This is a genomic window from Pantoea sp. C8B4, from assembly GCF_051336905.1.
Classification (GTDB): Bacteria; Pseudomonadota; Gammaproteobacteria; order Enterobacterales; family Enterobacteriaceae; genus Pantoea; species Pantoea rwandensis_B.
Genome location: NZ_JBGMNK010000005.1, coordinates 158,484 through 177,526, shown reverse-complemented (window position 1 = coordinate 177,526; position 19,043 = coordinate 158,484). Strand labels below are relative to the sequence as shown.

The window sequence follows — 19,043 nt, the reverse complement described above, 5'->3', positions numbered from 1 at the left end:
CAGCAAGGTCGCACTCTGTGGACGCTCCCTAGCGCCATTGCCAGGAAAAAAGATATTTAATGACCCAGGATTCTGTTGTCCGCGATGGCATTGTCGCGGGCAACGATAACCTTTTGCTTAATGCCGCAGCACCGATATTGAATGCCGTTGTCCGTATACGGCAGGCTGCTACGCATGACGATCCCGCCGGTTTACGTCAGTTACTGATTGAAGAGATCCGCCAATTCGAACATCGCTGCAAGCAAGCCGGTTTGCCGTTTGAGATGATTATTGGTGCACGCTACTGCTTATGCAGCGTACTGGATGAAGCCGCCGCGCAAACCCCATGGGGTACGCGTGGTGTGTGGTCAGGGAACGGCATGCTGGTCACTTTCCATAATGAAAGCTGGGGCGGCGAAAAAGTATTTCAGCTGCTTTCCCGCGTCTCGCAAAGCCCGCAGCAACACCTGTGGTTGCTGGAGCTGATTCATTACTGTCTGCTGCTGGGTTATGAAGGCCGTTATCGCGGCAGCGATGCTGGCCGTTCACAGTGTGAAGGGATTCGTAAACGTCTCGCTCAACTGATCCAGGAAACACGCCCGTCGACCGCTAACCCGGCCGCGCCACTGGTGGAGGTGCATCCTCTGGTTAGTCGCTTAACCCGTCCGATGGTACCGCTATGGGCCTGCGCGATGCTAGCGGCCCTGATTGCCTGCCTGATTTACAGCGGCCTGAACTGGCGGCTGGGCAATGCGGCCGAGCCGCTGCTGCGCGCCATCTATCAAACCCCGCTGCCACAAATTATGCCTGGCCGTCGACCTACCTCACCGCAGGCTTTGCTGGATTTGCATCAGCGTTTGAATGATGTGATCGCCGCCGGTCAACTGGAAGTCAGCGATGGCGCATTTGGCAGTAAAGTGATCATACCTGCCGATAAACTCTTCTCCCCGGACGGTACCGTAGTCAATCAGGTCGGTCGCGCGTTGCTGGCGCACGTTGCCAGCGCCATGAAAACCGTTAAAGGCACGGTACTGGTGTCGGTGTATACCGATAACAGCCCGGTGGATGGGCGTTTTGCCTCAAGCTATGAATTTTCCTTTGCGCGCGCACGCGCGGTGACCCAATTGCTGAATCCGCAACTGGCTGAAGGGCACAGTGTGAAAGCGGAAGGCCGCGGCGACAGTAATCCGTTGCTGCCCAATGACAGCAATGAAAACCGCGCCCGCAACCGGCGTGTGGAGATCACCCTGTTTGCCGCACCGGAAACTCTCGGCAATCATCCAGGAGGTGAGTGATGCGCGCATCGCTGCAACATCTGTTAACCCACCGCCTGCTGTGGAGCCTGATTGGTGTCACCGCCTTAAGCTGTGTGCTGTGGATGCTAGGCCCGCTGTGGAGTTGGGGAGACACCCGTCCGCTTGAGCCGGTGTTTCCTCGTCAACTGCTGGTCGGTTTGCTGTTCTTTTGCTGGGTGCTGTTCCAGTTTATCCCGGCGATCTGGCGTGGCTGGTTTAACAGTAAACTCCTCAACCGCCTGCAGGAGATGAGTCACGAAGAGCTGTCCGATCGTCAGGCCACTGATACGCTGCTGGCTCAGCGCTTCAGCGAAGCAGCGCTGCGCCTGAAACGCACACAGTTTGGTCGCCGTCATCAAAAAAACTGGCTGGCACGCTTTCAGAGCCACTATCTCTACCAGCTGCCCTGGTATGTCATGATTGGGGCGCCCGGCGCGGGCAAAACTACCGCCCTGCTCAATGCCGGACTGGAGTTTCCGCTGACCGATAGCCTTGGCAAAGCGGCGATTCGCGGCGTCGGCGGCACGCGTCATTGCGACTGGTGGTTTACCGACAGCGCAGTGATGATCGATACCGCAGGGCGATATGCCCTGCAGGAGAGCCAGCGTGCGCGCGACGGCGCCGAGTGGCAGAGTTTCATTAACCTGCTGAAACGCTATCGCACACGCCAGCCAATCAACGGCGTGATCATGACTATCAGCGTGGCTGATCTGCTCACCGATTCCGCGGAAGCGCGTCATGCGCAGGCCAGCGCGTTACGTAGCCGCATGCAGGAGTTGTATCAGCAAACCGGTATTCATTTCCCGGTGTATGTGATGGTGACCAAGACCGATCTGCTGAAAGGTTTTTTAAGCTTCAACGAAGGCTTGAGCAAACCACAGCGCGACGCCATATGGGGATTCACTTTCCCATGGGAACCCGGCAAACCGCACAAAGATGACTGGCATAACAGCTTTAGCCTGCAATATCAGCGTTTAGAACAGCGCCTGAAGCAGCAACTGCCGATGGTGATGGCAAACGAACGCGATCTCACCCTGCGTGCAGACTGTTTCCTGTTTCCCCAGGAGTTCAGCTCCCTGCGCCCGCTGCTGAATGAGTACCTTGATGTGGTGTTCTCGCGCCATGAGGATGAGATTGCCTGGTCAGCGCGCGGCTTATTCTTTACCAGCGGCACGCAGGAAGGCTTACCGTTTGACCGCATCATGGGCGAACTCAACCGTAAGCTGCAGTTGCCGCACACCGGTGAGAGTAGCTTCGCAACCTGGGATAGCGTGACTCGTAATAATCCCATCCCTGGCAACAAAGGCCAGAGCTTCTTTATCCGTGACCTGCTAAGCGATCTGGTGTTCCGAGAAAGTGGCCTGGCGGGCAGCAACCGCCACTGGGAATATCGCAACCGCCTGTTTCACTGGATTGGCTACGGTGCGCTGACCGGTGCACTGCTCTTGCTCTCCGGTTTATGGCTGGCCAGCTATTTCCAGAACCAGCAATATCTTAACCAGGTCGCCGCGCGTATTGAGCCGATGACTCGTCAGAGTCAGCAGGTGATTCATCAGCCAGCCGATAATATCTTTGATCTGCTACCCTTCTTAAATAACCTGGTGAAGTTGCCTTTGTCGGAGCGCTTTTCCCTCGACAATCCACCGCTTAGCATGCGTGTGGGTCTGTATCGTGGCAACCAGGTAAGCGATGCGGCATGGGTGCTTTATCAAAATGCGCTTAAGTCTCTGCTGTTACCGCGCGTGGCCCAGCAAATCACCAATTTGCTGCGTGATGATCCCGGTAACGACAATGAATACAGCCGCAATGCGCTGCGTGCCTATCAGATGTTGTATCAGCCGCGCAATTATGACGGCGAATTCCTGCGTGCCTGGCTGATGCAGAATCTTCAACGCAATCTGCCAGATGATGTCAGCGCCCGGGATTTGCAGCAGCTTGACTGGCATCTTAGCCAGCTTCTGGATCAGCAGATTCAGTCGTCACCTTATGCGCGGGATAACGCACTAATGATGCGCAAGCTTGCAGAAAATCTGAAAATTGCTGGTGCGAATGGCAGTTCGCTGGCGATTGCACCACAGCGGGCTTCGCAGCGATTGACCGGACACAGTGAGTAATGGTGAGGTAACCATGGCGACGCACACCGCGCCGGGTTGGTACGGCAAATTGCCGGCCACCGGCGATTTCCTGCGCCAGCGCCTGAGTGAGAATACCGTGACGCCCTGGAGCCATTGGTTTCAACAGGGGCTCATGCACTGGCATCAGCAACCCGATGCCTCCACTCAGCTGTTTCTGCGCGCACCTGTCTGGAATTTTGTTCTGCCGCTGTCGCCGCTGCGTCAGCAGGTACAGATGGGCTGCCTGCTGCCCTCGTGCGATCGCGTAGGGCGCAGCTGGCCGCTGCTGGCTTTGCGAAGTTTTCCGCTCAGCCACTGGCACAGCGCTCAGCTGGCCATGTCAGGCGACTGGTTTCAGGAGCTGGGCACGCTGCTACTGCGCGGCGTGCGTGACCGGCTGAACCCCGATGCGCTGGAGCAGCAGATGCAACGCGTGACGCCGCTGATGGTCCCGGATAATCAGCGCAGCGATATTATGGATGTGATTGGTTTTGATGATCTGCCCTGTACGCTGAGCTGGCGTGAAGTGGCGGATAAATTTGATCCCCAGCAGCACATTAGCTACTGGTGGAGTAATCGCAGTGACGGTTTTGCCCACGCCACACATAAACACAGTGGGCCGCTCACCGCGCAACTTTTTGCGTTACTGTTTAACCCGGCGGCAGGTGCACAGCCGGGACGCAACGGCCTCTATCCACCCATGTTTGAATGAGCCGCAGCGTTTGCCTTGTTAACAGGATGACTCATGCAATTTACCATTGTGCAGTGCAATACGGATGTGCCAGCAAAGACGGTTGCTTTTAAACCGCCTGGGGGAACCATTGGCCGCAGTCAGGATAACGATCTGGTACTGCCTGACGAATCGCGCGCCATTTCACGCTTGCAGGCGTTGGTGCATATCTCCCCGGAAGGTGAGTGCCGCCTGACCAATCAGGGCAGTGTGACCTCGGTGGTATTGAACGGCGTGGCGCTACAGCGCGGTTCACAAGTGCAATTACAGCATGGTGATGCACTGCAAATCGGCGATTATGGCCTTGAAGTGCGCGATCCTGCCTGCCAGAGCCCCCAGCAGGATGACCCGCTCACGTTCTTCGCAGACAGTGCGGCCGATCCACTCGGTATGCAGCAGGCATTCGACGTGGTGCCGGAACCCACTGCGGCGCGTCCGGAGCGCCGTAATGACCCACGCCTGGGTATTGATCCGCAAAGTGATGCTCCTTCGGCTCCCGCCACGTTGCCGCATGCGGATCAGGACAAGCTGATGGCCGCGCTGCTGGAAGGCATGGGGTTGAATAATGGCCATCTCACGACGATCACCGAAGAGCAGATGCGCGTAACGGGCCGCATGCTGAGCCTGTTCTCGCAAGGCACTGTTGCCCTGCTCTCTTCCCGTTCGATCCTCAAACGCGGCGTGAAAGCCGATATGACGATGATCCTCAATGAAGCCAACAATCCGTTTAAAATTTTGCCTTCAGGCAAAACGGTATTGATGCAGATTTATCAGAGTCAAATGCCCGGTTTTATGCCGCCAGAAGCGGCGGTGCGTGATGCACTGGTGGATTTGCAGGCGCATCAACTGGGTATGATCGCTGGCATTCGCGCGATCATCGCGGCGATGCTGCAATCCTTCAGTCCGCAACGGCTGGAAGAGGAAGCACGTAAAGATGGCGTGTTGCCTAAGCTACCGTTTAACGGCGGGCGTAAAGCGGCCTTGTGGGATTACTTTTCACGCCACTACCAACGCACTGCCGGTGAAATTGAAGATGACTTCCATACCCTGTTTGGTGAAGCCTTCCTGCACGCGTATGACATGGAAGTGAATCAATATAAAGATTCCCAGACTCGGACCGAAGACGCATGAAAATGATGTTTGCCAGCCGTTGCCAGCAGGGAATGCGCGATGAAAATCAGGATCGCACCGGGGCCGAGCTGGATGAGCACAAAGCCTGCTTTCTGGTTTGCGATGGCGTGGCCGGTTTGCCTGGCGGTGATAAAGCGGCGCAAATCGTGCGCGATACGCTGCTGACACAGTTACACAACAGCCCGACGTTCACGCCCGAAAGCACACGCGCAGCGATTGAGCACTGTCAGCAGGTGTTGCTTGAGGCGCAGGGAAAAAATCCGAAATATGCACGCATGAGCACCACGCTGGCCGCGCTGTTTATTGACCGCGAGACACAGCGCGCATGGTGGGCGCATGCAGGTGACAGCCGGGTTTATCACTTCCGTCATGGGGTGTTGAGTCAGGTGACACGTGACCATAGTCTGGCCCAGCAGCTGCGCGAAGCAGGCTATGAAAATACCGGAATTAACAGTAATTTACTCTATAATGCGCTCGGCGTTGAGCCTGCACGTCCCGCCACCTTTAGTGAAGTGATTCCCTTAACGGATGGTGATGCGTTTCTCGTCTGCACGGACGGGTTCTGGCTCAATCTGACCACTCACGAGATGGAACAAGCCCTGCGCATGGTCAATGCCTGCGAAGAGTGGCTGACTTTGATGGAACAAGCCGTTAACCGCAGTGTAAAAAGCGACAATCTCAGCGCTCTGGCCATCTGGATTGGCGAACCGCAGGAAGCGACGCTGCTTTATTCTCAGGCTGATGCGGCACGTTTTCTGCCGACACGTTATTGATCCCAAGGACCCTTATGAAAGTGTGGTTGCCGGGCTTAGCGACCCTGTTGCTGGCTCTAAATGCACAAGCTGATGATTATCGCGTGGTCTATTCGCCGAGTCTGTCGCTTGAAGTCTATATCGATAATGTGGCCAGCAATTCACCCAACGACTGGTGCAAAGAGACCTTGCCGTTGCGTATTGTTTCCGGCAAAAGCACCGATTCCAGCATTCTGACCAGCTTCCTGCCACGCGTTGGCACACTGCTGGCGAATCAATGCGGCACGCTGGACGAAATCCCATGGCAGATGACGAACAAAGACGGCAGCGTACTGGCCAACGGCAGCGCAGCAAAACTGCAGAACTGGCGGCCAATCGTGATCAACGATGCCACCGCCAGCGCCAGTGCCAGCAATGCCGCCCCGCTGGATCTCTCGCGACCGGCAGATAACAGCCCTTTGCAACACTTCGCTTTACCCGCAGGTTGCCATTTCCGCACCTCCTGGGACGAAAACGGCGACTCACTATTTATTCCGGATAACCCACAACAGCACTGCTCCACGGAAGGCTGGCTGGAAGGCCCCAGTGAGTTAACACTGATGAGCGGAGACAAAACGCGCTCGCTGGCGGTGAATTTCTATCAGGGCTATCCCATTGCCAATCTGAAACTCAGCGGCCCGGCACTGGAAGTGGTGGCAGTGAACAAACAGCGCATGATTGTGGCGCGTCCGGATGCCGAAGACAGCTGGCTGGTGCTGCCGTTCGACAGCCAGCAACATGTATGGCGATTCACTGGCAACCTGCTGATTAAAATGGATAAGACAGCAGGACAGGACAGTGATGCGGTGAAGAGTCGGGTTGAAACTTTACGCGGCGCCTGGTCGTCGCAGTTTATGCCACAGCAAAAAGTGACTGTGTTACTGATTGACACCCTGCATGCGGATCTTGCCGATCCGGCGATTGGTGCCTGGCGTAACATTAATTAATTAGCAGTCGTCGCCTGACGTCAACAGACTGGCAGGCGCTACAGGACGTGTTCAGAGAGTTCACTATGTCGGCAAACGAAAACCACACACCGAATGCCCTGCCTGCGGGTTACCGGTTTAATGAATTTGAAATCAAGGAAGTGATTGGCGGCGGCGGCTTTGGCATTGTTTACCGTGCCTGGGACCATCAGCTGGAACGCACCATCGCCATCAAAGAGTACATGCCCGTCTCGCTGGCAGTACGTGCCGCGGATCTGTCACTGGAGTTGCGCGGCGAACGTTTCCAGAAACTGTTCAATGCCGGACGAAACAGCTTTATTCAGGAAGCCCGTCTGCTGGCACGCTTCAATCATCCCGGCCTGCTGCACGTGTTGCGCTTCTGGGAAGAGAACGGCACCGCCTACATGGGCACACTCTACTACAGCGGGATGACATTAAAAGAGTGGCAGGTGACCAGCCCGGACAGTATCGATGAGTCCTGGATTCGTCGGCTGTTACCGCCGCTGTTTGGCGCAATTAACACCATCCATACTGCCGGTTATCTGCACCGTGATATTTCGCTGGATAACATCCAAATCCAGGAAAATCAGCTGCCGGTGTTACTCGATTTTGGTTCAGCCCGTAAGGAGATCGGTAATCTCTCTGATGAAACCGAAATCATGCTGAAGCCCGGCTTTGCCCCGATTGAGCAATACAGCGAAGAAGGTGAGGTAGAGCAAGGCCCCTGGACCGATATCTATGCGCTAGGCGCGGTGCTGCACAATCTGATTACCGGCCACGCGCCGCCTGTCAGCGTGGTGCGCTGCATCGAGGATAACTATCAACCCTTGGTTGAACGCAAGCCAGCAGGCTATTCGCTGCCGCTACTGCATGCCATCGACTGTGCGCTGGCAATGAAACCCGGTGACCGTCCGCAGAGTATTGATGCGTTTGCCAGCCTGATCGATCTGCCGGTGAGTGATGTTGAAGCACTGGTCACCACCTTCCCGGTCACCGTGGAAGCCCCAACGCCTGAACCCGTCGCCGTAGTGCCGGTGCCTGAACCGCAGGTGATGGCGGTGAATCATGCCGCGGCGGCGATTGAACCTGTCACGCCACGCAACGTGCGTCGCCTTTCGCCTGGTCTGGTCGCCGCCGCTGCCATTGCCATTCTGGCCGTGGTGGTGGTGGTGTGGAAAACCCATCGCCACAGTGAAACCGCTCCGATAGCCGCTACCCCTTCTGCGTCAGCGCCGGTGGCGAGTCAGAGTGCAGCAGCCAGCGCGCCAGGTATGGTAACCGTCTATCTGCGCTTGCAGGAGGGCGAGAAAGTGCTGCTCAACGGAGAAGCGAAGGATGTGAAACCCACCAGCAGTGGCTTTGCTTCACTCAATCTGGCGGCGGGAAGTTATCGAATTGAAGTGCAAAATGGCAGCCAGGTAATGAGCCAATCACTGACCATCGACAAACCCGGAACCTGGCTGATTAATCCGGGTAAACCGTAGTTAACGCGCTGCAGATTGCTGCAGCGCCCTCACCTCAGCGGCCAGACGCGTCAACGCGTCTTCCTGCATGCCGCGTTTACCCAACTCCTGTTCGAGGGAGTAGAGATACTGAGCATTGGTGCCCAATGGTCCGCTGGCCTGGGCAATCAACGGTGCGATGGTGCTGCGACAGGAGTCTGCTTCATACAGCGGGTGACGCGGGTCCATGATAAATACCAACGCCGTCACTTTGCGTGCATCGTCCAGTTCCAGGTCGCACCAGGTTGGCAGATAACAGCCGGTGATCATCTCGCGCTTCCACAGCAGCTCCAGCTCGTCATGCAGCCGCGCTTCGGGTAAACGGAAAGCCAGACCACTGGTTGAACCGCCTTCTTTTAGCGCCAGCATACGACCGGGCGTCGAGACCGTGCCCCTGCCGGCGGTCAGACGCAGACAGAAAGCACGATGCCAGCCTTCGAGTCGTCCGGAAGCCACTTCTTCCGCCTCAAAAACCGGGTTCCACATCAGGGAGCCATAGCCAAAAATCCATACCGGGCTTTGGTCTGGGCGACAAGCCAGTGTGGCAGCGAGTGACGCGGCACGCTTTTCACAGCTCCACAGCAGCGCTTCGTCGATATCGCCAAACGATGTTTTACAATCCGCTTTTAAAAGAAATTCCCGGGTTAACAATGCGACCTCCTCTACTGCGCTGACATCCTGTCGGTTCGGCTCCTCAAAGATGATGTCTTACAGGCAACACGCGTTGCGTCGACTTAAGAGAAGACATTAATGCATTTTTAACAAAAGTTTCAAGATTGACCCCGATCACAAAGGGGAAATTCTTTGTAAATAGCATCGGCTGCCTGGCAGATAACTTGAACAGAGTGATGAGGAAGAAAGCAATGAAATGCCAAACATATACTTTAGTTACACAAGGTTTTTTTAATCCATAAAGCTTCGATAAACCGCATTGAAATCAGATTAAAACAGGCATTATTTTATCTTTAAATTACTTTTATCGATTCCCAACAAGATGAAAAGTCGATGTTATTATCAGATAATAGCTTCTTTTGTTGGATTAGAATAAAAAACATGACTAAGTAAAGTCGCGTAAAAAGCCTGAAACACAACTGTTGAAAAGTTACACTGCGCTGCGTCAGAAAAGTCATTATATTTATCAGGCACTGATCGCCTGTTTTGTTCTTTTTGCCGGAGAGGATGGTGAATGGCTACACATGAGAAAACCCGACATACCGAGTACTCACTGATATTCCCGATTGTCGCGCTGACGGTGCTGAGCTTCTTTGGCGGTCAGACGGCATTATTGCCGGTTATCGGCATCAACCTGTTGGCGCTGGTCGCCATCCTTTGCAGTGCTTTCAGCGTGGTGCGCCATGCTGACGTGCTGGCACACCGCCTGGGTGAACCCTATGGCTCGCTGATTTTGAGCTTGTCCGTGGTGATTCTGGAGGTCAGTTTGATCTCCGCCTTGATGGCCACCGGCGATGCCGCACCTGCGCTAATGCGCGACACGCTCTACTCCATCATCATGATTGTGACCGGCGGTCTGGTGGGCTTTGCGCTGCTGCTCGGCGGACGCAAATTCGCCACCCAATATGTCAATCTGGCGGGCGTAAAGCAGTACATGATTGCCATCTTCCCGCTGGCGATTCTGGTGCTGGTGTTTCCGAATGCGCTGCCAGGCGGTAACTTCACCACGGCTCAGGCGCTGATCATTGCCGCGATCTCCGCTGCGATGTACGGCGTGTTCCTGCTGATTCAGACCAAAACGCATCAGAGCCTGTTTGTTTATGAGCATGAGGATGACGGTGACGATGGCGACCCGCATCACGGTAAACCTTCCGCGCATAGCTCACTGTGGCACACGGTATGGTTGATCATTCATCTGATCGCCGTGATCAGCGTGACCAAGATGAACGCCAACACGCTGGAGCATCTGCTGACAGAACTCAATGCACCTGAGCAGTTCACCGGTTTCCTGGTGGCGTTGCTGATTCTGTCGCCGGAGGGGTTAGGGGCAATCAAAGCGGTGTTAATGAACCAGGTACAGCGCGCGATGAACCTGTTCTTTGGTTCGGTATTAGCCACCATCTCCCTGACGGTGCCGGCGGTGAGCATCATCGCTACCCTGACCGGTCAGCAGCTGATATTTGGTCTTGAGCCACCACATATGGTGATCATGAGTGCCGCGCTGATTTTGTGCCATATTTCGTTCTCAACCGGGCGTACCAATGTGCTGAACGGCGCCGCGCATCTGGCACTGTTCGCCGGCTATTTACTGACAATTATGTTGTAGCGTGTGACGCTCAGATTTAAAGCAAAAAAAAGGCGCCCATCGGCGCCTTACTTGCATCTGGATAGCGCAATTAGTTGCTGGTATCCAGTTCCGGGAAGCTCTTCACCAGATCATCAATCGCTTTCATCTGCACCAGGAATGGCTCCAGCTTATCCAGCGGCAGCGCGGATGGACCGTCGCATTTCGCGCTGTTCGGCTCTGGGTGCGCTTCAATAAACAGACCGGCGATACCCACCGCCATACCCGCGCGAGCCAGTTCAGCCACCTGCGCGCGACGTCCACCTGAAGCCGCGCCGAACGGATCGCGCGTCTGCAGAGCATGGGTCACGTCGAAGATCACCGGGCTGTTGTTGGTGACCTTCTTCATCACGTTGAAGCCCAGCATATCAACAACCAGGTTGTCGTAACCGAAGTTGCTGCCACGGTCGCACAGGATCACTTTGTCGTTACCGCCTTCCGCGAATTTATCGACAATGTTACCCATCTGGCCTGGGCTAACGAACTGCGGTTTCTTAACGTTGATGACTGCACCGGTTTTCGCCATCGCTTCCACCAGATCGGTCTGACGCGCCAGGAACGCAGGCAGCTGAATCACATCAACGACATCCGCCACCGGCTGCGCCTGTGAAGCTTCATGCACATCAGTGATGATTTTCACGCCGAACGCCTGTTTCAGCTCCTGGAAAATCTTCATGCCCTCTTCCAGACCCGGACCACGGTAGGATTTGATGGAAGAGCGGTTAGCTTTGTCAAAAGAGGCTTTGAACACGTAAGGGATACCGAGTTTGTCGGTCACTTTTACATAGTGTTCGCAAATACGCATGGCGAGGTCGCGCGATTCCAGCACGTTCATGCCACCAAAGAGAACAAATGGCAGATCGTTTGCGACCTTGATATCGCCGATATTTACTACTTTCTGAGTCATGCCCTTTCCTTATTGTCGAGGTGACGCTTAGTGCAGCGTCACCTGTTTCTGTTCAATTGCGTGAATCTGCACTTTAATCATTTCGCTGACCGGGTCTTCTGGACACTGTTCAACGAAGTAGGTCAAATCGGTCAGTGCGATATGTTCACACTCAAGCTGAGCGTAAATTAACCCCCGATCGCGGATTTCATACGGGTCATCGGGATCAATCTGCAGCAGTACCTGGCTGACGTTGAGCGCCAGTTCCATCTGCTTCTCTTCCATCAGCGCCGCTTTCAACGTGTCCAGCATTTTACGCATCACGTTGATGGTTTTGGCTTCATCCAGATCATCATTGTAGAGCTTCGCGGTCGGGCTGATATTGCCCTTCAGCCACACTTCCAGCGTATGTGTATCCAGCGTTTCGCCGTTGAAAGGGTTGATCAACCACATTTCACCGTCCAGCCAGTCTGCACGCAGAATCAGCTGAGTGGGGAAAATCACCGGGATCAGCGGCAGCTCCAGCTCGTCGGCGATGTGTAACAGAATCACCCCCAGCGATACGGCGGTGCCCTGTCGGCTCTTCAGCACTTTATCGATCCACAGCGCATCGGACAAATTGTAGACGCCGCTGGCGCCACCAAAGCCCCACTGGCGATAAAACAATTCAAGCAACTTGCCCAGTTGCAAGTCGGCATCCTGTTCGCTGCTGACGTATTCCCGTGCTTCTTCAACTAATGCCGCCAGCTGTTGCTGAACGGATGGTGCAGAAAAATCATTGCGTATGGCGCAGGTTGCGCCAATCACCGCTTCACTCAACGGTGTTTCACTGTAATCAACTAGCTCTGGCGAGGTCATACTATCCCCAATAACGGCATTTTGGTCATCGCCAGCTTAATCACAAACAGCAGTGCTACGATTGCAATCAGACAAGCGATCCAACGTGTCCCCATCTTGCGTGGGCGACGGCTCAATGCCACGGAACCTAAGGCGATGTAGATAATAACCCCTAACAGCTTCTCCGTCAGCCAGCTTCCTTGTGGTGAGAACGGATAAAAGTGTGTGATCACCACCAGCCACACGCCACTGAGCAGTAAAAAGGTGTCATTAATATGCGGCGCAATGCGTACCCAGCGGCGCTGAAGCATCGCTGAGCCGGTGGTTAACCAGTAAAAGCGCAGCAGAAACAAGCTGATCGTCAACGCTACCGTCAGCAGGTGAAAATGTTTAACCAGCGGATACCAGCTTGCCATGGTGCTTCCTCAAATCAAAAAAATTGCCCAAGTGTGACGCGCGGATTGCCGCCATAATCGTTAATGCTGCTGACCTGCTGGTAGCCGTGCTGCGTCATGATTTCGCGCACCGCTTTATCCTGCTGCCAGCCGTGCTCCAGCAACAGCCAGCCGCCAGGCTGCAACCACTGCGGCGCAAGGTGAATAATCAAACGTAAATCGGCCAGCCCGGCCTCGTCGGCGACCAGTGCGCTGAGCGGTTCAAAGCGCACATCTCCCTGCTGCAGATGTTCATCGGCAGCGTCGATATAAGGAGGATTACTGACGATGACATCGAAACGCTGAGCGGGAATGTCATTAAACCAGTGGCTAAGCAGGAAACGTGCATTGCTGATATGCAGCCGCTGCGCGTTCTCTTCCGCTAACGTTACAGCAGGTGGGATTCGATCGCAGCCCAGCACCTGGCAGTCAGGACGTTCACTCGCCAGCGCTAACGCGATAGCACCCGTGCCGGTGCCAAGATCGAGTAAGGAGGATGCGGTTGCAGGTATGCGGAGTAGCGCCTGCTCCACCAGCACTTCAGTGTCCGGTCGTGGAATCAAGGTGGCATCATTAACGCGCAGCGGCAGCGACCAAAACTCACGTTCGCCCACCAGATGCGCAATCGGTTCACCGTTTACCCGACGCGCCAGAAGCGCATCGAGCTGGGCAAGCTGAGAGGCGTCCAGTTCGTGATCGTCAAACGCCACCAGCCAACTGCGTGATTTTCCCGTTACGAACCCCAGCAAAATCTCCGCATCCCGTTTCGGGCTGTCTCCGCCACAGAGCGCGACCACTGCGTGCTTGAGCCAGTGGCGAATCATCATCAATCCTGTCCAGCCAGCGCGGCCAGCTGATCGGCCTGATACTCCTGCACAATCGGCTCAATCAGCGTATCCAGCTTGCCTTCCATGGTTTCATCCAGGCGGTATAGCGTCAGGTTAATGCGGTGATCGGTCACTCGTCCCTGCGGGAAGTTGTAAGTACGGTTGCGGTCGGAACGATCGCCGCTGCCTAACAGGTTACGGCGGGTTGAGGCTTCTGCCGCATTACGCTTGGCGGTTTCGGCGGCATGAATACGCGCACCTAACACCGCCAACGCTTTGGCTTTGTTTTTGTGCTGCGAACGTTCGTCCTGGCACTCCACCACAATACCGGTAGGTAAGTGGGTAATACGAATCGCCGAGTCGGTGGTGTTAACGTGCTGACCACCAGCCCCTGAAGAGCGGAAGGTATCGATTTTCAGATCGCCCGCGTTGATTTCTGGCATTTCTGCTTCAGGCAATTCCGGCATCACCGCCACGGTACAGGCAGAGGTATGAATACGGCCCTGTGATTCGGTTTCCGGTACACGCTGAACGCGATGACCGCCGGATTCAAACTTCAGGCGACCATAAGCGCCTTCACCATGAATACGCGCGATCACCTCTTTATAGCCGCCGTGCTCACCTTCGTTGGCGCTGATGATCTCAACCTGCCAGCGGCGTGCTTCGGCATAACGGCTGTACATACGGAACAGATCGCCCGCGAAAATTGCCGCTTCGTCCCCACCGGTTCCAGCGCGCACTTCAACAAAGCAGGAACGTTCATCGTCAGGATCTTTCGGCAGCAGCAGCACCTGAAGCTGCTGCTCCAGACCTTCACGCTTCTCACGCGAGATTTTTAACTCTTCGTTAGCCATTTCGCGCATTTCAGGATCGTCGAGCATCATTTCAGCCGTTTCGATATCTTCCTGCACCTGCTGCCAGTCGCGGAAGCAACGGGTCACATCGGTCAACTGTGCATATTCGCGTGATAACGCGCGAAAACGTTCCTGATCGCCAATGACGCCGGCATCGCCCAGCAACGCTTCAACTTCTTCGTGGCGTTCCTGGAGGGCTTCCAGCTTGGCAACAATAGAGCTCTTCATGTAATAGAGGGTATCCCAGTGATAGGTCGTGACAGACCAGATTACTCTAAACCGAGGCTGTCACGTAAGATCTGCAGGCGTTCGCTGTCGCCATCGCGCGCGGCCTGCTGCAGTGATTTGGTTGGTGCATGAATAAGACGATTGGTCAGCTTGTGTGCTAACTCTTGCAAAACTTTCTCGGCATCCGCGCCCTGACGCAGCGCGGCAATCGCACGCTCCTGCAACTCGGCACGCACGTCGTCAGCCTGTGAGCGGTATTCGCGAATGGTGTCGCCCGCGCTTTGCGCACGCAGCCACGCCATAAATTCGCCACTTTCCTGCACGACAATGCTTTCGGCCTGGACGGCAGCGGCTTTGCGCTGCGCCATATTCTGCTCGATGATCGCTTGCAGATCATCGACGCTATACAAATAGGCGTTCGCCAGCTTGCCCACTTCAGGTTCGACATCACGTGGTACGGCGATATCCACCAGCAGCATCGGCTGGTTGCGACGTGCTTTCAACGCGCGCTCCACCATGCCTTTGCCAATAATCGGCAGCGGGCTGGCGGTAGAAGAAATAATGATATCCGCATCGGCGAGGCGCGTTTCAATATCGCCCAACCCAATCACTTCGGCGCCCACTTCATCGGCCAGCAACTGTGCACGCTCGCGCGTGCGGTTGGCGATCATCAACTTCTGCACTTTATGTTCACGCAGATGACGCGCCACTAACTCGATGGTTTCCCCGGCGCCCACCAGCAACACATTTACCGTGCTGAGTGATTCGAAGATTTGACGCGCCAGAGAACAGGCGGCGAAGGCGACAGAGACCGCGCTGGCACCGATTTCAGTTTCGGTGCGAACACGTTTGGCGACGGAGAAGGTTTTCTGGAACATGCGTTCCAGCTCGCTGCTTAGCGCATGGTCACGCGAAGAATCAGCATGGGCCTTTTTCACCTGGCCGAGGATTTGCGGTTCGCCCAATACCAGCGAATCCAGACCGCTGGCCACGCGCATCAGATGGCTGACGGCGGCGTTGTCCTGATGCCAGTAAAGGCTGGCGCGGACATCCTCTTCACGCAGATCGTGATACTCGCACAACCAACGCACCAACCTCTCCTGCAAATCTGTCTGCTGCTCTACGCTGAGATAGAGTTCAGTACGATTACAAGTTGAGAGCACCACACCACTCTGAACCATCGGCTGAGATAGCAGGCTGTTCAGAGCCTGATCCAGCGTGTCTGGCAGAAACGCAACGCGTTCGCGCAGCGCAACAGGTGCGGTTTTGTGGTTGATTCCGAGAGCAAGCAGCGTCATGGTGATTCGGGTTGGGATGTCCCAATATTTGTCAGGGCTTTGTGAAGCGCATTCTACAAGATGCCACAGATCAAGAAAAGCCATACAAAGGCTATGACTGTAATAAGATTAAACTGATCGTGCGCAATTATCCTTACATCGGCATTGACGGCATAGTATTGGATGGTTAGCGTTATCGGTTACGAAGTAAAAACGTGTCTGAGGAGACGACCACGTGATGCATTTGCCCCCGCGCAAGCTGTTGCGCCTTTTGCCCCTAGCCAGCGTATTGCTGGCTGCTTGTAGCATCAACAAACCACAAGGTCCTGGCCCCAGCACCACCTCACCGCAATGGCAGCAACATCAACAAGCCGTTGAGAAAATCACCCAATATCAAACGCGTGGCGCCTTTGCTTATCTCTCTGACAAGCAAAAAGTCTATGCGCGCTTTAACTGGCAGCAAACTGCCGCCGATCGCTATCGTCTGTTGTTAACCAATCCGCTGGGCAGCACCGAGTTGCAACTTGATGCGCAGGGTTCGGTGGTGCAAATCGTCGATAACAAAGGCAAGCGCTATGTGAGCAATGACGCTGAGAAGATGATTTCACAGTTGACCGGCATGGATATCCCACTGGCGAATCTGCGTCAGTGGATGATGGGTCTGCCGGGTGATGCCACGGATTATCAGCTCAACAGCAGCTATCAGTTGCAGAGTGTGAATTACAGCCGTAATGGACAGCAGTGGAAAGTGAACATCTCTGATTACGACAGCAAGGTCAATCCACCGCTGCCGGCCAACCTGGAACTGACAGAAGGTGGTCAGCGTATCAAACTGCGCATGGATAGCTGGACCACGCAATGATCACCACCTGGCCTGCTCCGGCAAAACTGAATCTGTTTCTCTACATTACTGGCCGTCGAGCTGACGGCTACCACAATCTGCAAACGCTGTTTCAGTTTCTTGATCACGGCGACACGCTGGAAATCACGCCTGATAGCAGCGGGAACATTACGCTGTTGACGCCTCTGGCGGGCGTTGCCGACGACGAGAACCTGATAGTGCGGGCGGCGCGAATGTTAAAACAGGCAGCGGCCGTTCGCGGTACGCTGCCCGAAAACGCGGGTGCGCAAATTGCGCTGGAGAAACGCCTGCCGATGGGTGGCGGTCTCGGCGGAGGCTCATCTGACGCCGCGACCGTGCTGGTGGCGCTCAACCATTTGTGGCAAACCGGTCTTAACGTGGATGAGTTAGCCACGCTGGGTATCAAGCTCGGTGCCGATGTTCCGGTGTTCGTGCGCGGTCACGCTGCCTTTGCTGAGGGGGTTGGCGAAGAGATCCAGCCCGCCGAACCGGAAGAAAAATGGTATCTGGTGGCGCATCCTGGCATCAGCATCGGCACGCCGGATATCTTTCGCGATCCTGACTTGACGCGCAATTCACCGATACGCACATTAGATGAACTGTTACAGCGTCCTTTTCACAATGATTGTGAAGCTGTGGCAAGAAAACGTTTTCGCGAGGTTGATGCGCTGCTTTCCTGGCTGCTAGAATACGCGCCGTCGCGCCTGACCGGGACGGGAGCTTGTGTGTTTGCTGAATTTAACACCGAGTCCGCTGCTCGTCAGGTGCTGGAGCTTGCCCCGAAATGGATTAACGGATTTGTGGCTCGCGGGCTTAATCACTCGCCGTTGCAACGTACCCTTTCCGGGCTCTAAGCGTTTGCGTGACAGTGCCACCCTGTTCCAGGCACTGCACGTGACGCATTAACACACCCGTATGAACGACTTCAAAAGTATTCGCCGGTTACTTTTGAAACGTTCATTCTCTGGACGCCAAGCCTGAGGTTCTTCTCGTGCCTGATATGAAGCTATTTGCTGGTAACGCCACCCCGGAACTAGCACAACGTATTGCCAACCGCCTTTACACTAGCCTCGGAGACGCCGCTGTCGGCCGTTTCAGTGATGGTGAAGTAAGTGTACAGATCAACGAAAATGTACGCGGTGGTGATATTTTCATCATCCAGTCCACCTGTGCCCCCACCAATGATAATCTGATGGAGCTGGTTGTGATGGTCGACGCGTTGCGTCGGGCTTCTGCTGGTCGTATTACTGCTGTTATCCCTTACTTTGGTTATGCCCGTCAGGACCGCCGCGTGCGTTCTGCTCGTGTGCCTATCACCGCCAAAGTGGTCGCCGATTTCCTCTCCAGCGTAGGTGTTGACCGTGTTCTGACGGTTGATCTGCACGCCGAACAGATTCAGGGCTTCTTCGATGTCCCGGTTGATAACGTGTTCGGTAGCCCAATCCTGCTGGAAGATATGCTGCAGATTGGCCTGGAAAACCCGATTGTGGTTTCCCCGGACATCGGCGGCGTCGTGCGTGCACGTGCTATTGCTAAACTGCTCAATGACACTGACATGGCTATCATCGATAAACGTCGCCCGCGTGCGAACGTTTCTCAGGTGATGCACATCATCGGTGACGTGGCGGGTCGTGACTGTGTACTGGTCGACGATATGATCGACACCGGCGGTACGCTGTGCAAAGCAGCTGAAGCGTTGAAAGAACGCGGGGCGAAACGTGTCTTCGCTTATGCAACTCACCCCATCTTCTCTGGCAACGCGGTAGAAAACCTGCGTAAGTCAGTGATCGATCAGGTTATCGTGTGCGATACCATTCCACTGTCAGACGAGATGAAAGCGTTGCCAATCGTGCGTACCTTAACGCTCTCTGGCATGCTGGCCGAAGCGATTCGCCGTATCAGTAACGAAGAGTCCATCTCCGCAATGTTCGAACATTAATACATTGCATGAAACCGGGCCCCGCGCCCGGTTTTTATTTCTGACAATCCGCTTCATTTACCGATTAAGCCGCTTTCAGCGCCGATATTTTCGCGATAAATTTCGTTAAAACTC

18 protein-coding genes are annotated in these 19,043 nt (G+C 55.0%); 11 read left to right on the top strand and 7 right to left on the bottom strand.

Features of this window, described 5'->3' with window-relative positions:
* Window positions 1-59: 59 nt before the first annotated feature.
* The 7 genes from icmH (at window position 60) to ACCW76_RS08725 (ending at window position 8,471) form a co-directional block, all read left to right on the top strand.
* Window positions 60-1,274, top strand: a complete 1,215-nt coding sequence (gene icmH / locus ACCW76_RS08755) for a type IVB secretion system protein IcmH/DotU (protein WP_436338345.1) — start codon at window positions 60-62, stop codon at window positions 1,272-1,274.
* Window positions 1,274-3,388 carry a type VI secretion system membrane subunit TssM gene (gene tssM / locus ACCW76_RS08750; protein WP_436338344.1) on the top strand — a complete coding sequence of 705 codons (2,115 nt, stop codon included), beginning with the start codon at window positions 1,274-1,276 and terminating at the stop codon, window positions 3,386-3,388. Before icmH ends, tssM begins: the two co-directional genes overlap by 1 nt.
* A 13-nt stretch (window positions 3,389-3,401) precedes the next feature.
* Window positions 3,402-4,100 (top strand): type VI secretion system-associated protein TagF, encoded by a 699-nt coding sequence (gene tagF, locus ACCW76_RS08745; RefSeq protein WP_034828605.1) that lies wholly within the window; start codon window positions 3,402-3,404, stop codon window positions 4,098-4,100.
* Window positions 4,101-4,133: 33 nt separating this feature from the next.
* Window positions 4,134-5,249: a type VI secretion system-associated FHA domain protein TagH gene (gene tagH / locus ACCW76_RS08740; protein WP_436338343.1), complete on the top strand. Its 1,116-nt coding sequence runs from the start codon at window positions 4,134-4,136 to the stop codon at window positions 5,247-5,249.
* Window positions 5,246-6,022 (top strand): PP2C family protein-serine/threonine phosphatase, encoded by a 777-nt coding sequence (locus ACCW76_RS08735; protein ID WP_045832936.1) that lies wholly within the window; start codon window positions 5,246-5,248, stop codon window positions 6,020-6,022. The genes tagH and ACCW76_RS08735 overlap by 4 nt, the downstream gene beginning before the upstream one ends.
* A 14-nt stretch (window positions 6,023-6,036) precedes the next feature.
* Window positions 6,037-6,987 carry a hypothetical protein gene (locus ACCW76_RS08730; RefSeq protein ID WP_038646453.1) on the top strand — a complete coding sequence of 317 codons (951 nt, stop codon included), beginning with the start codon at window positions 6,037-6,039 and terminating at the stop codon, window positions 6,985-6,987.
* Window positions 6,988-7,052: 65 nt separating this feature from the next.
* Entirely contained in the window at window positions 7,053-8,471 is a 1,419-nt protein-coding gene (locus tag ACCW76_RS08725; RefSeq protein ID WP_436338342.1) for a serine/threonine protein kinase, read from the top strand.
* Here the strand turns inward: ACCW76_RS08725 and ACCW76_RS08720 are convergent, their stop codons facing one another.
* Window positions 8,472-9,140, bottom strand: a complete 669-nt coding sequence (locus ACCW76_RS08720; protein ID WP_436338341.1) for a gamma-glutamylcyclotransferase — start codon at window positions 9,138-9,140, stop codon at window positions 8,472-8,474. It abuts the gene before it with no gap.
* A 535-nt stretch (window positions 9,141-9,675) separates the two neighbouring features.
* Here ACCW76_RS08720 and chaA point away from each other — a divergent pair.
* Complete coding sequence (gene chaA / locus ACCW76_RS08715; RefSeq protein ID WP_038646443.1) at window positions 9,676-10,767, top strand: sodium-potassium/proton antiporter ChaA; 1,092 nt, start codon at window positions 9,676-9,678, stop codon at window positions 10,765-10,767.
* A 70-nt stretch (window positions 10,768-10,837) separates the two neighbouring features.
* On the opposite strand, the gene kdsA is transcribed toward chaA, so the two are convergent.
* The 6 genes from kdsA to hemA are packed head-to-tail and all read right to left on the bottom strand — an operon-like array spanning window position 10,838 to window position 16,149.
* Entirely contained in the window at window positions 10,838-11,692 is an 855-nt protein-coding gene (kdsA, locus tag ACCW76_RS08710) for a 3-deoxy-8-phosphooctulonate synthase (RefSeq protein ID WP_034824264.1), read from the bottom strand.
* 27 nt (window positions 11,693-11,719) lie between these two features.
* On the bottom strand, window positions 11,720-12,529 hold the full coding sequence (gene sirB1, locus ACCW76_RS08705) for an invasion regulator SirB1 (protein WP_034824266.1): 810 nt from the start codon (window positions 12,527-12,529) through the stop codon (window positions 11,720-11,722).
* Complete coding sequence (locus tag ACCW76_RS08700) at window positions 12,526-12,924, bottom strand: SirB2 family protein (protein WP_034824269.1); 399 nt, start codon at window positions 12,922-12,924, stop codon at window positions 12,526-12,528. The genes sirB1 and ACCW76_RS08700 overlap by 4 nt, the downstream gene beginning before the upstream one ends.
* 14 nt (window positions 12,925-12,938) lie before the next feature.
* Window positions 12,939-13,769, bottom strand: coding sequence for a peptide chain release factor N(5)-glutamine methyltransferase (prmC, locus tag ACCW76_RS08695; RefSeq protein ID WP_200537908.1), 831 nt, complete (start codon window positions 13,767-13,769; stop codon window positions 12,939-12,941).
* The gene (gene prfA, locus ACCW76_RS08690) at window positions 13,769-14,851 is read right to left on the bottom strand and encodes a peptide chain release factor 1 (protein ID WP_038646438.1); all 1,083 of its coding nucleotides are present in this window, start codon (window positions 14,849-14,851) and stop codon (window positions 13,769-13,771) included. The genes prmC and prfA overlap by 1 nt, the downstream gene beginning before the upstream one ends.
* A gap of 41 nt (window positions 14,852-14,892) precedes the next feature.
* On the bottom strand, window positions 14,893-16,149 hold the full coding sequence (gene hemA, locus ACCW76_RS08685; protein ID WP_038646436.1) for a glutamyl-tRNA reductase: 1,257 nt from the start codon (window positions 16,147-16,149) through the stop codon (window positions 14,893-14,895).
* Window positions 16,150-16,366: 217 nt separating this feature from the next.
* On the opposite strand from hemA, the gene lolB reads away from it, so the two are divergent.
* From lolB to prs, 3 genes are all read left to right on the top strand, one after another.
* Window positions 16,367-16,990 (top strand): lipoprotein insertase outer membrane protein LolB, encoded by a 624-nt coding sequence (gene lolB, locus ACCW76_RS08680; RefSeq protein WP_034824277.1) that lies wholly within the window; start codon window positions 16,367-16,369, stop codon window positions 16,988-16,990.
* The gene (ispE, locus tag ACCW76_RS08675; protein ID WP_200680895.1) at window positions 16,990-17,844 is read left to right on the top strand and encodes a 4-(cytidine 5'-diphospho)-2-C-methyl-D-erythritol kinase; all 855 of its coding nucleotides are present in this window, start codon (window positions 16,990-16,992) and stop codon (window positions 17,842-17,844) included. The genes lolB and ispE overlap by 1 nt, the downstream gene beginning before the upstream one ends.
* A 137-nt stretch (window positions 17,845-17,981) precedes the next feature.
* Window positions 17,982-18,929, top strand: a complete 948-nt coding sequence (gene prs / locus ACCW76_RS08670; RefSeq protein ID WP_034824282.1) for a ribose-phosphate diphosphokinase — start codon at window positions 17,982-17,984, stop codon at window positions 18,927-18,929.
* Window positions 18,930-19,043: the final 114 nt, after the last annotated feature.